The organism is Hyalangium versicolor (assembly GCF_020103695.1).
In the GTDB taxonomy this organism is placed as follows: domain Bacteria; phylum Myxococcota; class Myxococcia; order Myxococcales; family Myxococcaceae; genus Hyalangium; species Hyalangium versicolor.
This window is the reverse complement of record NZ_JAHXBF010000010.1, coordinates 210,688-224,630: the sequence shown is the minus strand read 5'-3', so window position 1 is coordinate 224,630 and position 13,943 is coordinate 210,688. Positions and strand designations below refer to the sequence as shown.

Sequence of the window (13,943 nt, the reverse complement as noted above, 5' to 3'; positions counted from 1 at the left end):
GTGCGTGACCGTCCTGCGGTCCGTGCTTCGGGGTGGATCTCCGGAGCGCGGCTGCCAGGGCGGTCATGCGGTGCACGAGCCCGCGGGACAAAATCCGGATCTCCAGTCAAGCTCCCGCGCAGCCACATTCCGCGACACGGAATGGACGTTCAGTGCGGCGCGTAAGTGCCTGTCAGGACTTGGGGCCGCTGCGGGCCGCTACAGGCAGGTAGCGGAATACTTGCCAAAGATCGCGACTTGCTGATGATGGGTGACCTTGGGAAGCACGCCCGAAAAGGTGCGCGACTTCCGCCGAAAGGATCACCATGGACCAGTTCGAGCAGAACAAGCAGGCCGCGAAGATCCGTGTTGTCGGCGTGGGTGGCGCCGGTTGCAACGCGGTGAACACGATGATCCTGGCCAAGCTGGAACGGGTCGACTTCATCGCCGCGAACACCGACGTGCAGGCACTTGCCGCCAACAAGTCGCCCACGCGCCTGCAGCTCGGACAGACGTTGACCAAGGGCCTGGGAGCGGGTGCCAACCCGGAGATGGGCCGCGAGGCCGCCCTGGAGTCCAAGGATCAGATCGCCGCCGTGCTCGAGGGCGCGGACATGGTGTTCGTCACCGCCGGTATGGGCGGTGGCACCGGCACGGGCGCCGCGCCCATCATCGCGGACATCGCCAAGAGTCTGGGTTGCCTCACGGTGGGTGTGGTGACCAAGCCCTTCCTCTTCGAGGGCAACAAGCGCCGCAAGCAGGCCGAGCAGGGTCTGGTGGAGCTCAAGGCCGCGGTGGACACGCTGATCACCATCCCCAACCAGCGGCTGCTCACCCTGAGCACCGAGCCCATGCCGCTGCTGGAGACCTTCAAGCGCGCGGATGAAGTCCTGCTCAACGCGGTGCAGGGCATCTCGGACCTCATCCAGTACCACGGCTACATCAACGTGGACTTCGCGGATGTGAAGACCATCATGAGCGACAAGGGCCTGGCGCTGATGGGCACCGGCCGCGCCTCGGGCCAGTCGCGCGCGCTGAGCGCCATGCAGCAGGCCATCTCCAGCCCGCTGCTGGAGGACATCTCCATCGACGGCGCCACGGGCCTGCTGATCAACATCACCGGCGGCCGCGACATGACGCTGCAGGAAGTGAACGAGGCCCTCACGCTGGTGCACGACGCCGCCGACGGCGAGGCGGAGATCATCTTCGGCTCGCTCATCGACGAGGAGATCAAGGACGAGGTGAAGATCACCATCATCGCCACGGGCTTCGTGCACCGGGATGCGGCGAGGCAGCCTGTGCGCGCGGTGGCGGTGCCGACCACGCCCGTGCCGCTCGTCAACCGCCCGGCGCCCTCGGTGCTGACGGCGGCTCGCGAGGAGGTGGCCAGCCTGGTTCCCGCCAAGGCCGGCAGCCGCGCCATGTCCTCGACGGAGAACAAGGCGGTGACGTCGCCTCCGCGCACCGCGGTGGTGAAGGACGCCGCGCTGCCGCTGGACGAGGATCAGTTCGACATCCCCACGTTCCTGCGCCGGCAGGGCCAGACCGAGATGCCCTGAGCAGGCCCCGAGCGTTGCTCGCGCGGCGGTTCACCCTCTCTGAAAGCAACTGAGGCACCTCCCGCCATCGCGCGCGAGGTGCCTCGTTCGTTTCAGCCGGCTTGGGGCTACTGGTCTGCCTGTAGGACCAGTTCGCGCCAGGTGCCGGCGCCTCAGGGAGGGATCAGCGGCGGGGGAGGCGGGCCACGCTGGCCCCATCCCGGCCGGACAGCGCATCGCTCCGGGCCAGCAGGGTGTCCAGCTCGGCGTAGACCTCTTCCACGCGCTCGGGGAGACGCGGCGGAGGGGCAACCCCATCACCGGCAAGCAGCTCCACGAGCGTGTTGACGCGCTGCAGCAACTGGCGCGCCTTGAGCAGGGCCCGGCCCGTCTTGGTGCCTTCGGGAGAGAAGAGGGTGCCGCCCTGGTAGAGGTTCTCGAGCGCCAGGCGATTGGCTGCGAGCCGATCAGCGAGTCTCGCTCGGTAGAGGTCGAGCCTCCGCTCCCGGCGAGCGCCCAGCAGATCCACTACCGTCCCGGCCCCTGTGTCGTTCGGCTTCAAGGTGTCGGCAAGGTACGCCAGGGGCCCAAGCGATCGCAACGGTGTGACGTGGTTGTGCGAACCTGTACGGTCCTGTGGCGAGCCCTCGGTTGGCTGCTTGTCACGTCAGGAGGCGGGGGTTAGGTTGGCCGCCCTTCCGAGCCAGGGTGTCGCCATGTTCAAGAAGCTGCTCATCGCCAACCGGGGTGAGATCTCCCGCCGCATCGGGGTGGTGGCCCGGGGGATGGGGATCTCCACTGTCGCTGTCTATTCGGACGCGGATGCGGACCTGCCCTTCGTCAAGGAGGCGGACGAAGCGGTGCGCCTGGGTCCCGCGCCCGCCAAGGACAGCTACCTGAACGTCCCCGCCATCCTGGAGGCCGCGAAGAAGACGGGCGCCCAGGCGGTGCATCCGGGTTACGGGTTCGTGTCGGAGAACGCCGAATTCGCCCGAGCCTGCACGGAGGCTGGCATCACCTTCGTGGGCCCGCCGCCCGAGGCCATGCTGCGGATGAAGGACAAGAGCCAGGCGCGCAAGCTGGTGGCGGCGGCGGGTGTGCCGGTGGTGCCGGGCACCGAGGACGTGGTGCCGGACGTGGCCAGCTCCCTCGCGGCGGCCGAGCGCATCGGCTACCCGGTGCTCTGCAAGGCGGCGGGTGGCGGTGGTGGCATCGGCATGGCGGCGGCGAAGGATCCGGCGGAGCTGGAGAAGGTCTTCCGCCAGTGCACGGACCGGGCGAAGGCGGCCTTCGGTCGTGAGGGTGTGTACCTGGAGCGCTACTTCCCGGCGCCGCGCCACATCGAGGTGCAGATCCTCGGAGACCATCAAGGCCACCTCATCCACGGGCTGGAGCGCGAGTGCTCCATCCAGCGGCGCCACCAGAAGGTGGTGGAGGAGGCTCCCTCGCCGCTGTTCGCGGACGGAAAGAACGCGGACGTGGCGCAGAAGCTGTTCACCGCGGCCGTGACGGCGGCCAAGGCCTTCGGCTACGCCAACGCCGGCACGGTGGAGTTCCTCTACTCGGACGGCAACGTCTACTTCATCGAGATGAACGCCCGGCTCCAGGTGGAGCACCCGGTAACGGAGCTGACCACGGGGTTGGACCTCATCGGCTGGCAGCTGCGCATCGCCGCCGGGGAGCAGCTCACCGTCCGCCAGGAGGACGTGAAGCGCAAGGGTGCGGCGCTGGAGTTCCGCATCTACGCGGAGGATCCGGTGAAGTTCTTCCCGTCGCCCGGGCCGCTCAAGGTGTACGTGCCTCCCCAGGGCGAGGGCGTGCGCCTGGACTCGGGCTACGCCGAGGGCAACACCGTCACCCCGAACTACGATCCGATGATCGCCAAGCTCATCGTTTCGGGAGACTCGCGGGCCCAGGCCATCGAGCGCTCGATCGCGGCGCTGGAGCAGTTCCGTGTCGAGGGCATCAAGACGAACATCCCGTTGCACCTGCGCATCCTCAAGGACCCGGCCTTCGCCGAGGGCCGGCTCGATACGCGCTTCCTGGAGAACCACGCGAAGCCGTAGGCCGCGCGGCGGCAGTGGCACCTCTCAACACTTCGATGCTTCAGCGCGAGGAGGCAACACCGTATGGCGAAAGTCGTGAAGGCGCACATCACTGGCACTGTGTGGAAGATCGAGGTGAAGGTCGGCGATAAGGTCGAAGTGGGGACCACCGTCGCCATCCTCGAGTCCATGAAGATGGAGATGCCCGTGGAGGCGGAGGAGGCGGGCGTGGTGCAGGAGGTCCTCTGCAAGGAGGGCCAGGCGGTCACCGAGGGCGATGTCCTCGTGGTGCTCAGTTAGGCGCGAGCTCCCCTCATGGATCCCACGGTGGAGGTGGAGGATCGCGAGGGCGGCATCCGCGTGCTCACGCTCGTCAACCCGGCGCGGAAGAACGCGCTGGATGACCGGCTCCTGGCGCAGTTGGACGCAGCGCTCTCTCCGCCACCCGATGTCCCCGTACGGGTCTTCCTGGTGCGCGGCGCGGGCGGCACCTTCTGCTCCGGCTACGACTTGACGAACCTGGGGCCGCCCGCGGCGGATGGGCGGTTGCCGGACGATCCGCTGATGGCGTTCCTCTCGCGGCTGGAGCGCCACCCGGTGCCCAGCGTGGCGCTGGTGCAGGGAGCCGCGTTCGGCGCGGGCTTCGACCTGGCGTGCTCCTGCGACTTCCGCGTGGGGACCCCCGAGACGGTGTTCTGCATGCCGGCGGCGAGGCTGGGCCTCGTCTACTCCGTGGATGGCATGTCACGGGCCGCGAGGCTGGTGGGACTGGCCCGGGCGCGGAGCCTGTTCCTCACCGCGCGCAAGCTGGACGGGGCGACGGCGCTCTCCTGGGGCCTGTTGGATGAGTGCCCTGCCGCGCAGGATGCCGAGGCGCGCGCCCTGGAGCTGTGCCGGACGCTGGCCTCGCACGCGCCGCTGGCCGTGGCGGGGATGAAGGAGGTGTTCGGGTTGGTGGGACGGCCAGCGCTCTCCGAGCAGGAGCGTGCCCACGCGCGCGCCTTGAGGGCCGCGGCCTTTGGCAGCGAGGACGCTCGAGAGGGCAGGGCGGCGTTCCTGGAGAAACGCCCGCCCCGCTTCCAGGGCCGCTGACCCGGGCCGGGTACCGGCTCAGGTATCGCCGAACAGCTCGCCCATGCGCAGCTGCAGCGCGGAGGCGATCTTGTAGAGCGACGAGATGGACGCCGAGGACTCGGCGCGCTCGATCTGGGACAGCAGCGACACGGACAGACCGGTGCGCCGCGCCAGCTGCTTGAGCGTGAGCTCCTGCGTCTTGCGCGCGTCACGGATGACACGGCCGATGGCGCGGTGCAGGTCCGCCTCCGGGTCCTGGGACAAGCCCTTCTTCTGCAGGGCGTTGCGGACCGCGGTGATGAACTGCTCCGGCTCCATCGGCTTCTTCACGTAGTCGGACGCCTGCGCCTTGAGCGAGGCAACCGCCGTGTCCACCGTGGGGTACGCCGTGGCGACGATGACCGCGATATCCGTGTCGTACTTCCGGATCTGGTCCAGCACCTCGGTACCGGACATCTGCGGCATCATCATGTCGAGGATGACGAGATGGAAGTCGGACCCCCGCAGGATCTCCACCGTCTGGGTGGGATCCGTGGTGGTGACGACCTCGTAGCCCTCGCGGGTCAGCACCAGCTTCAGGTAGTCGCAGTTGTCCTGCTCGTCATCGACCACCAGGATGCGAATCTGCACAGCCTCTCCTCGCCTGCGGTTGAGAACCTCTGGGGTGGAATCGCGCGTCTCTGGGTAGTGCTGGAGGCTCGCGATGACTGGGGTTAGTTGGACGATTTCTTGGACTGCTCGTAGGCATCTACTGTCTGACGGACTTTGGGCGCCATCTTGTGGTCCGGCGCCAGATCCAGGAACTTCCTGTAATGGGTGGCCGCCTTGTCCCACTGGGACAGGCCTGCGTATGCGGCACCCAACAGCATATGGCACTCGGCCTTGTCAGGGACGAGGGACACGCACTTGGAGGCCAGCGTGAGTGCCGAGTCGTACTGCTTGGCGCGCAGAGCCCTGGCTGCATCATCATAAGTGGCCTGGGCCTGCTCCTGTGCGTCGGCGGCGGGCTGCGCGGGCGGCGGCTTGTTCGTCGGAGGCGGTGGCGGCGGCGTTTTCGCCGTCTCGACCTTGGGAGGTGCCTTGGCCGCCTGGACGTCGTTCTGAAGCTGGGTGTAGGCCTCGCGAGAGCAGGCCGAGTTCTGGGCGGGAGCCGCCTTCTTCAGCGCCTCGTCGTACTTCTTGTCCGTCAGGAGCTTCTGGGCCTCGCCGATGGCGTCCATGGCCTTCTGCTCGGCCTGGAGCTTCTCTCCGAGCGCCTTGCCCTCGGCGGACGGGGGGCCGCTCACCTTCTTGAGCTCGGCGGCGACCGTCTCGAGGTCGCAGATCTGGAGGGCTCCGTCGGCCGCCTTGAGGTGCACCTGGGGTGTGTCCGCCGCCACGGCGGTCTCTGGCGGAGGCGTGTCGGTGCCCGGAGAGGGCTCTGGGGGCTGGGGCTGTTGTCCCGGGTCGGGCGGCGGTGGAGGAGGCGGCTGCTGGGTGATCTCGGGAGGCCTCTGCGGCGCGTCGTCCTTGAACGGGCCCACCTTGAGGGCCCAGGCGGCGGCAGTCCCACCGGCCACCACCAGCACCAACAGGGCCAGCACCAGTGGCAGCTTCGAGCGGCCCGCGGCTCCCACCGAGCCCGTCGCTTCGCCCGCGGCCACGAAGCGCATCTTCACGTGGCCCAACTCGATGACGTCCCCGTTGTTGAGCGGGGCCTGGGCGTAGGTATCCCCGTTGACGGTGAGCCCGTTGGCCGACTGCATGTCGAGGATGCGCCACTCGCCGTTGTCTTCGCGGACGACCTTGGCGTGCGTGCGAGACAGGGAGCGGTGGTCGATGACGATGTCGTTGTCGTCCGTGCGACCGATCTTCATCTCCGTGCGGATGCAGGCGTACTCCTGGCCCTTGAATTCCGCGCTCACCACCACGAGCCGGGGAGCCTCCTCGGCCTCGAGCTCGCGGACCTTGCGGTTGCGGTTGCCCTCCACGTGGTCCATCTTGATGATGGCGGTGGAGTGACGGCGCTCGGCGGACGGGGTGGAATCCTCCTCGACGGGCGATTCCGTCTCCGTCTCTGGCTCGGAGTGGTGGTCCGCGTCGCTCGGCTCCTCGGGTACGGGAGCGGGGCGAGCCTTCGGGGGAGCTCCGGCGGCCATGGCCGCGTCGCTCTGCAGCGCCAGATCGTAGTCACCGATCTGGATCAGATCGCCGTCCTTGACCTGCGACTGGCCGCTGATCCGCTCGCCGTTGATGCGAGTCCCATTGGAACTGCCCAGATCCTCCACCACGACATGCCCGTTCAGGCGCATGAGGCGCGCGTGGCGGCGGGACACGTTTCGTTCCGTCAGGCGGATGGTGTTGCCTTCCTGACGGCCGATCGTGATCTCTTCGCGCACGAAGGGAACAACGGTCTTGCGCCCCTCGTCGTCTTCGATGATGAGCTTCAGCACGGGTCGGATCCGCTTACAGCTATAGCAGAAGGGGCAGAAGCGTTACAAGGTAAGCATCCCCTGAAGAATACAGAGGAATTCGGGCAGGTTGGGGGACATTCAGTGGTGTTGTCCATCGGGCAGTTGGACGATTCGCCCGCCCCCCTGAGGGGGAAGTAGGAGAACCAACCCACGTGAGTCTTCCCCTGTCAAGCCCGGGTGAACCCCGATCAGAGTCCCTGGGGCGCGGGCGGCTGGGACGGGTGCCGTGGGTGACGCTGGGGCTGGCGCTGGTGGCGTCCGGCATCTACGTGGGGACGGCGCGCGCCGGGCCGCTGGACGTGGATGCGATGGTGCGTTTCGGCGCGAAGGTGGGCCCGTTGATCACGGAGGCGGGCGAGCCGTGGCGGCTGCTGACGGCGAATCTCCTCCATCGGGATGCGCTGCACCTGGGGCTGAACCTGCTGGTGCTACTGGCGGCAGGCTCGGTGCTGGAGGGGACGTGGCGGCGGGTGGAGTACGGGGCGCTGCTGGTGGCCGCGGGGCTGTCGACGATGACGTGCTCGCTGTTGTGGGCCGAGGAGGTGAGCGTCGGGGCCTCGGGCATGGCGTATGGGTGCGTGGGGGCGTTGATCGTCCTGGGGCGGAGGTATCGCGCGGCGCTGTCTCCGGCGGGGCGGCGGATGGCGGGGGAGGGCGTGCTGCCGACGGTGCTCGTCTTCCTGTGGATGGGGTGGACTTCGGTGGGCGTGGACAACGCGGGGCACCTGGGAGGCTTTGTCGCGGGATTGTTGGTGGGGCTGTTCCTGGTGCCGGAGAGGCTGAGGGCGGGAGAGCCTCCGAGCATGGGGTGGATTCGCGCGGGCAGTGTGGTGGTGGCGGCGGTGGTGCTGGCGGCGCTGGGGGTGTTCGGGCGGTCGCTGTGGCGCGTGGAGCGGGACGATGTGTTCGGGGTGTCGGTGGCGATGCCGGGCGGCTGGCGGCAGGGGGCGGATCGGCTGGGGCGGTTGGCGTTCTCCAACGGACTGCCGGGGCTGGGGCGCGCGAGCTTTGCAGCGGAGGCCATTCAGGCGGGGGAGCCGGGAGACGGGGAGTTGCAGGCGCTGCGCTTTGTCGAGACGGCGCTCTCGGCCGAGGCGGGGCTGCCCGAGGGGCGGCCGGAGAAGGTGCGTGGGCCTGAGCCGGCCTGGGTGAGTGGTGGGAAGGCTCAGCGGGTCCAGGCCGAGCTGAGAGGGCCGGGAGGCGTGACGCACCTGAGGGCGCTGTTCGTGCCGCACGGTGAGTTCGTGTACCAACTCGTGTTCACGTGGCCGGAGGCTTTCCCGCGGTATTCGCGCGTGGTGGATCGGATGGTGGCGGAGCTGCGGCTGGAGGAGCCGGCGATGTTGCGCGAGGCGAGAGCGCGTTCGTTGCTGGTGCCTGGGGCGAGCGAGCCGCTGGCGGAGCTGGGCGCGTCCCTGCGGAGGTGGGGGCGGCCGGAGGAGGCCGTGGAGCCTCTGCGGGAGGCTGTGCGGTTGGCACCCTCTCAGGTGGGTACTCGGGTGGAATTGGCGCGGGCGCTCTTCGAGTCGGGGCGAGTGGAGGAGGGGTGCCGTGCGGCGGAGGAGGCATTGGTGTACGGGCCTTCGGAGACGGTGGCACTGGAGGCAGGGGTGCGCTGTGAGCTGGCGCGGGGGGATACGGCGCGAGCGCTGCTGCGGCTGGAGGAGGCGAGGCGTGTGGATCCGCGCGACCCGAGGCTGCGCGCAGCGGAGGCCGCGCTCCGCGCCACGTTGAAAGCGGGAGGCCGGTAGCAGGCAATTCCAGAAGGACGGAAAGCACTTAGAGTCCACGTATGCGGAAGACCCATCTCTCCCTGTCCCGTGCTGCCGCGCTGCTCGTGGCGCTGCTGGCGTTCCTTCCGGCGCGCGCTGATGAGTCCGCAGCGGACATCGCCCGGAAGAGCCGCGAGCGCGGCGCCCTCAACCTGTTGGGTCTGAGTGCCCAGCTCAAGCTCACCACCGTGAGCAAGGACGGCAAGCGCAAGGAGCAGGTCGTCACCAGCTCCGCCAAGAAGATCGGCGAGCGGACCCACTCGCTCGTGCGCTTTCAACAGCCTGCCAGCGTGGCCGGTGTGACCGTCCTCACCGTGGAGGGGGCCAAGGGCGAAGCTTCGGAGATCTCGCTCTATCTGCCGAAGCTCAAGCGCGTGCGGAAGGTGGCGAACACGCAGCGAGGCCAGTCCTTCATGGACACGGACTTCTCCTATGCGGACCTCGGCGGTACCGGTGGAGAGAGCGACGACACGATGAAGAAGGTGGGCGAGTCGAAGGTGATGGATCGTCTCGCCTGGGTGCTGGTCGGCAAGGCCGGTCCTGACTCTCCCTATGGAGAGGTGAAGTTCTATGTGGATCAGGAGACCTATGTGCCCACCCAGGCCGAGTACACCGATAAGGAGGGCAAGCCCTTCAAGGTGTACCGGGTCGCTCAGCTCAAGCGCTTCAAGGACCGCGTCGTCGCCGCGCGCTCGTCCATGGAGAACCTTCAGACGGGCTCGGTGACGACGATCGAGGTGCTCCAACTCGAGGAGGCGCAGCTCGGTGACGAGGCCTTCACCGAGCGTGCGCTGGAACGCGGGTGAGTCGCGCGTTCGCTCTCGGGCTCGCGCTCTTGGCGGCCACCGCACTGGCCTCAGGCGAGGATGGTGGGAGCACGGCGCCAGAGGTTCCAGATGGCGGTTCGGGCATCGAGGAGTTCGTGCCCCAGCCTGACGCCGCGAAGCGTGGAGCCACCAGCTCGGATCTCGAGTCCTTCGAACCGACACCTTCCGCCCTAGAAGAATCCTTCTCCGCGCCCGTGGCAGCTCCTTCTGTGCAGGTGAGCGGCAGCCTGCGTCTCCAAGCGGGCGTGGATACCGGCTTCGAGGCCCAGAGGAGTGACGGGCTCTCCGAGCACGTGGTGGACGGACGAGGACAGGCGTCGCTCGCCACGGATGTGAAGTTCTCGCCTTCCTTGCGGCTGCTCGTCGAGGGGCGAGCGCTGTGGCGCGCAGGTGCCGAGCGCGGCCTGGAGCGGGCCAAGGCCATCTTCGAGCCCACGCTGGGCGAGGCATTCCTCGACCTCTACACCCCGCACGTGGACCTGCGGGTGGGGCAGCAGACGCTGTCCTTCGGGGCGAATGCGGCCTTCGCTCCCACGGATGTCCTCAACCCGAGGGATTTGCGCCAGAGCTTCGTGCTCACCGAGCCAGAGGACGCGAAGCTGCCCGTCTTCGCGGCACGGGCACTGGGCGGAGCAGGACCGCTCTCGCTCACCGCCGTGTGGGTGCCTTTCTTCACGCCTCACCGCTATGACGTCTTCGGCCAGGACGAGGCGCTCTTCCAGCCGGGGCTGGGAATCCGTCTCCCGTTCTCGGTGGATCCCTCTATCGAGGACGCGCTCCAGCCTCGGCTGTTGGAGACCGAGCGTCCGAAAGCATTCCCATGGCTCGGAGACGTGGGGCTGCGAGTCACGTCCGAGATCCGAGGCATTCGCGTGGGCGGTTCGTGGGTGTGGGCGAATGAGAAGCTGCCTGCGGTGCAGTTGGATCCAGAGCTGGAAGCCGTGCTGCGAGCCCAGGACCGAGGCGAGACTCCCGACGCGGCGCTCCTGCTCTCGCTCCAGCAGCGGCTTCAGGCAGGAGAGACGCTCGTGACGGGCCGCTACGAGCGGCAGCACGTCTTCGGGCTGGAGGCGACCACGCTGCTGAGAACCACGCAGCTCGATATGGACGTGGGTTTCAGCCCGGCGCAGACGTTCTTCGACGAGCGGCTGCACCCCCTGCGCAAGCCGGCGGTGACGTGGGTGCTCGGGGCGTCGCAGGCAGAGGACTCCGATTTCATCTACTCCGTCACCTACCTGGGGCTGGCGGTGCCTCGCGTGGAGGCGGGAGAGCTGCTCGTGCTGCTGGAGCCAGGCACGGCGCGTGGGCAGGCCCGCACGGCCTTCCTTCACATGCTGGTGGCGGAAGCACGCTATGCGCCACGAAACCAGCGCTGGGAGCTCGGCTTTCGCGGAGCCTTCGAGGCAGTCCAGCGCTCCTTCGTCCTCGCCCCACGAGCCGGCTGGCGCTTCACGGACCACGTGAGCGTGGGGCTCGCGGCGGAGGTTTATGCCGGCAAGCCCTACAGCCCCCTCGGCTACTTCGGCCGGAACGATCAGATCCTCGGCTCGCTCCGGCTGACGCTTTAGCGGCCCGAACCTCAGAGGGCGCTGAACGTTCGCACCATGAGCCGCGCGCCCGCCGTCCACTCGGTCTGCTTCGCGAGCCCCATGTCCTTGTAGGCATACGTCCCGTACACCTGGAGCCACAGCGGCTGGTTGTTCACCGCGAACAGGATTCGCTCGACGCTCGCATCCGCACGCACTCGGAAGCGCCGGTCACCCTCAAGGCTGTTGATCCACCCGGCCAGCCCCGACGCGCGCAGCGTCCACCAGCCATCCTCCGTCTCGTATCCGGTCTCGAGCAGCCCGGTGGTGAAAGGAGAGAGTTCCTGTTCCAGCTCCCCGTCCGGAAGGCGCCGCAGAGAGTGGCTCGCCACGGGCCCGAAGCCCAGCCACAGCCGCCCGCTCGCTGAGCGGAGTGGATCCAGCAGCAGTGACACCCGCCCCGTCTCCACCGTGAACCCTGGCCCCTCCCAGACTCGCCGCTCCAGGTGACCCGCCCGCATCGCGACCGTCACGTCGAACGGGAAGGGAATCCGCAGCGGTCGAGAGGTGGGAATCAGGATGAAGCCCTCCTCCAGGTGCCGCCGGAACGTGCCCTCATATAAGGTGGTGGTGATCGCACGCCGCGAGGTCCCCGGCGTGGCCTCGGTGACGAGGATGCGGTGGGTGTTGAACCACAGCATCCCCTTGCTCCGGCTGGTGCGCTCGGTGCGAAGCAGGATGCCGGCCTGCAGCGTGGGCAGCGCCACCCCTTCCCTCACCTGCAGCCCCGTGCCGAGCAGCAGCGCATTGCCGGGATCGAAGCAGATGGGGAAGCGCTCACCCGTCAACTCCTCTTCGCCCATGCACTCGTCCCCCGAAGGCGGCGCGGAGGCCACCGACCCAGAGGGGCCGGAGGGCAGGGCAAACAGCAGGGCGGTGAGTCCGAGCGCGAGCATGCCGTCAGGTCCTCATTTCTCAGCGAGCACTGGCCAACGGAGCGCTCCGCCGCGCAGGTGCCCACAGCGAGACACGCAGCCCCGCGTTGGCGGACCACTCCCACTTCGCGTCCACGTGAGGAATGTCACTGCGCCACACGCCTCGGGCATCCACCACCAGGCTCAAGGGCTGATCGTTGATGGCCAGCAGGATGAGTTCATACCCCGCCCGAGCCTTCAGCCGCTGGGGACGCAGCGGGCGCCCCTCCACGCGATCCGCCATCAGCACCTCCTCCGCCTCGGCAGAGAAGAGCAGGTGGTGGAAGCCGTCCGCATCCAGGGAGAAATCGCCCTCCAGCGCGGCGGTGGGCACCAGCGTGTTCATGGCATGCGTGCGATCGCGTTCGAGGCCGGGCCCCGCGCGCAGCCGCACGAAGGAGACCAGATCCTCCGAGTGCCACAGGTCCAGCGTGCCATGTACGGCACCCCAGGTGAGCAGACTCAACTCCGAGTCCTCTCGCTCGATGGATTCCTGGTGCAGCACCTCCACCCAGGCGCCCAGGTTGAGCCCGACGTCGAAGCGGCGCGGCTCGCCAAAGAAGGTCGTGATGCGGAAGAGCGGCACCTTGCGCTCGACGTTGAAGTCATAGCGGAGCAGCGTCACATCCAGGCTCGACTCGCCCACATATGCCTCGGTCTCCAGGAACGTGAACCGGTGGAGCCGGTGGTCATCTGCTCCTCCTGGAGTCTCCGTCTGGATGCCAAAATCCACCCGGATGCGGTCGGTAACGACATCCCCCCCGTTGCGCTTCAGGGGCGCCCACGCGCCGCCCACGTACATGCGCCGGTGCAGATCGAAGTTGAACTGCATCACCCGGCCCTGCTCATCGCGGTACCAGCCCGGCGGCGACTCGGCAATGGCGGGTACGAAGCGGTAGCCCTCCTGGATGCGGGCCTCGGCGCTGACCTCCGAGCGGTCACAATAGGAGGTGCGCAGCAGCGGGCGATCCGTCTCCTCTCCACTGCTGTCCAACTCGTTGGCAGGGGCGATGAGGCACCGCCGCGTCACCGGATCGCACTGCATCCGGTACTCCCCGGTGGGCACCTGCTTCGTGGAGGGGAGCCGGGTACAGAGGATGGGCTGATCGTAGCGGAGCGAGGGCCTTGGCTCCTCGGGAGTCAACAGCCCTGTCAGATCGGAGTGGGAAAGGGTCGGCGCCGAGCCCTGGGAGGGTGCTTGGGCATCCCCTGGGTTGCGCAGGTTGACGGGGTTGCCGTCCGGGTTCTCCTCCTGCGAGGAGGCCCTGGACGGGGGGGCACTCTTCTGGCCCTCGACCTGCGAGAGCAGCAGGGCCCAGCTCAGTGCGACTGCCTGGATGATCATCTCGCCTCCCACATCGGACCCCGTGGGGGACGGGGTCGGCGCAGGAGGCCTCTTCAAACCGCGTGCCCCGAGGCCCAGAGAGCGGGCATGCAGGGGTTCGTTGCGCACGGGTGTGCAGCGTCCGGCACAATGCACGGCACCCATGACGCGGTCATTGCACACCGGTGAAGGTCGACCCGGGGCGGCACGGGGGGTATAAGTCCGCGACCCGGGATGTAGGCGGGCCGCACCCAGACGGAGGCATCCGGTTCCGTGGCGAGCGACGGCGAGCAGCAACAGGCAGAGAACCAGCAGGCGGGCACCCCGCAGGAGGCGGACAAGCCTCCCCAGGCCGAAGCCCCCGCGGAATCAGCGGCATCCGCTCCGGCAGCTCCGTCCCCGGTGGTGGAGAAGGCCCAGGCGGAATCCGC

General features: G+C 68.3%; 12 protein-coding genes. 7 read left to right on the top strand and 5 right to left on the bottom strand.

All coding sequences use genetic code 11. The annotated features are described in order from the left end of the window. The first annotated feature begins 305 nt into the window (after positions 1-305). Positions 306-1,538 (top strand): cell division protein FtsZ, encoded by a 1,233-nt coding sequence (gene ftsZ / locus KY501_RS22010; protein WP_224365202.1) that lies wholly within the window; start codon positions 306-308, stop codon positions 1,536-1,538. 163 nt (positions 1,539-1,701) lie between these two features. Here ftsZ and KY501_RS22005 read toward each other — a convergent pair whose 3' ends face one another. Then, positions 1,702-2,079, bottom strand: a complete 378-nt coding sequence (locus KY501_RS22005) for a hypothetical protein (protein WP_224365201.1) — start codon at positions 2,077-2,079, stop codon at positions 1,702-1,704. Positions 2,080-2,233: 154 nt separating this feature from the next. Here KY501_RS22005 and KY501_RS22000 point away from each other — a divergent pair, with 154 nt between their 5' ends. The 3 genes from KY501_RS22000 to KY501_RS21990 all read left to right on the top strand — a co-directional run bounded on the left by KY501_RS22000 (position 2,234) and on the right by KY501_RS21990 (position 4,654). Beyond that, entirely contained in the window at positions 2,234-3,583 is a 1,350-nt protein-coding gene (locus KY501_RS22000) for an acetyl-CoA carboxylase biotin carboxylase subunit (RefSeq protein ID WP_309242987.1), read from the top strand. Positions 3,584-3,646: 63 nt separating this feature from the next. Beyond that, on the top strand, positions 3,647-3,862 hold the full coding sequence (locus tag KY501_RS21995) for an acyl-CoA carboxylase biotin carboxyl carrier protein subunit (protein ID WP_224365199.1): 216 nt from the start codon (positions 3,647-3,649) through the stop codon (positions 3,860-3,862). A gap of 15 nt (positions 3,863-3,877) precedes the next feature. Then, complete coding sequence (locus tag KY501_RS21990) at positions 3,878-4,654, top strand: enoyl-CoA hydratase/isomerase family protein (protein WP_224365198.1); 777 nt, start codon at positions 3,878-3,880, stop codon at positions 4,652-4,654. 18 nt (positions 4,655-4,672) lie between these two features. Here KY501_RS21990 and KY501_RS21985 read toward each other — a convergent pair whose 3' ends face one another. Together KY501_RS21985 and KY501_RS21980 are read right to left on the bottom strand one after the other, a co-directional pair. Next, positions 4,673-5,266, bottom strand: a complete 594-nt coding sequence (locus KY501_RS21985) for a response regulator (protein WP_224365197.1) — start codon at positions 5,264-5,266, stop codon at positions 4,673-4,675. 83 nt (positions 5,267-5,349) lie between these two features. Continuing rightward, a complete protein-coding gene (locus tag KY501_RS21980; protein WP_224365196.1) occupies positions 5,350-7,068 on the bottom strand; it encodes an FHA domain-containing protein in 1,719 nt (572 codons plus the stop codon). 173 nt (positions 7,069-7,241) lie between these two features. Here KY501_RS21980 and KY501_RS21975 point away from each other — a divergent pair, with 173 nt between their 5' ends. The 3 genes from KY501_RS21975 to KY501_RS21965 are packed head-to-tail and all read left to right on the top strand — an operon-like array spanning position 7,242 to position 11,256. Further along, complete coding sequence (locus KY501_RS21975; RefSeq protein WP_224365195.1) at positions 7,242-8,840, top strand: rhomboid family intramembrane serine protease; 1,599 nt, start codon at positions 7,242-7,244, stop codon at positions 8,838-8,840. A 41-nt stretch (positions 8,841-8,881) separates the two neighbouring features. Beyond that, positions 8,882-9,667 (top strand): outer membrane lipoprotein-sorting protein, encoded by a 786-nt coding sequence (locus KY501_RS21970; RefSeq protein WP_224365194.1) that lies wholly within the window; start codon positions 8,882-8,884, stop codon positions 9,665-9,667. After that, positions 9,664-11,256 (top strand): hypothetical protein, encoded by a 1,593-nt coding sequence (locus KY501_RS21965; protein WP_224365193.1) that lies wholly within the window; start codon positions 9,664-9,666, stop codon positions 11,254-11,256. The genes KY501_RS21970 and KY501_RS21965 overlap by 4 nt, the downstream gene beginning before the upstream one ends. A gap of 11 nt (positions 11,257-11,267) precedes the next feature. Here the strand turns inward: KY501_RS21965 and KY501_RS21960 are convergent, their stop codons facing one another. Both KY501_RS21960 and KY501_RS21955 read right to left on the bottom strand, forming a co-directional pair. Next, a complete protein-coding gene (locus tag KY501_RS21960) occupies positions 11,268-12,170 on the bottom strand; it encodes a hypothetical protein (RefSeq protein ID WP_224365192.1) in 903 nt (300 codons plus the stop codon). A 19-nt stretch (positions 12,171-12,189) separates the two neighbouring features. Continuing rightward, entirely contained in the window at positions 12,190-13,533 is a 1,344-nt protein-coding gene (locus KY501_RS21955; RefSeq protein ID WP_224365191.1) for a hypothetical protein, read from the bottom strand. Between the last annotated feature and the right edge of the window lie 410 nt (positions 13,534-13,943).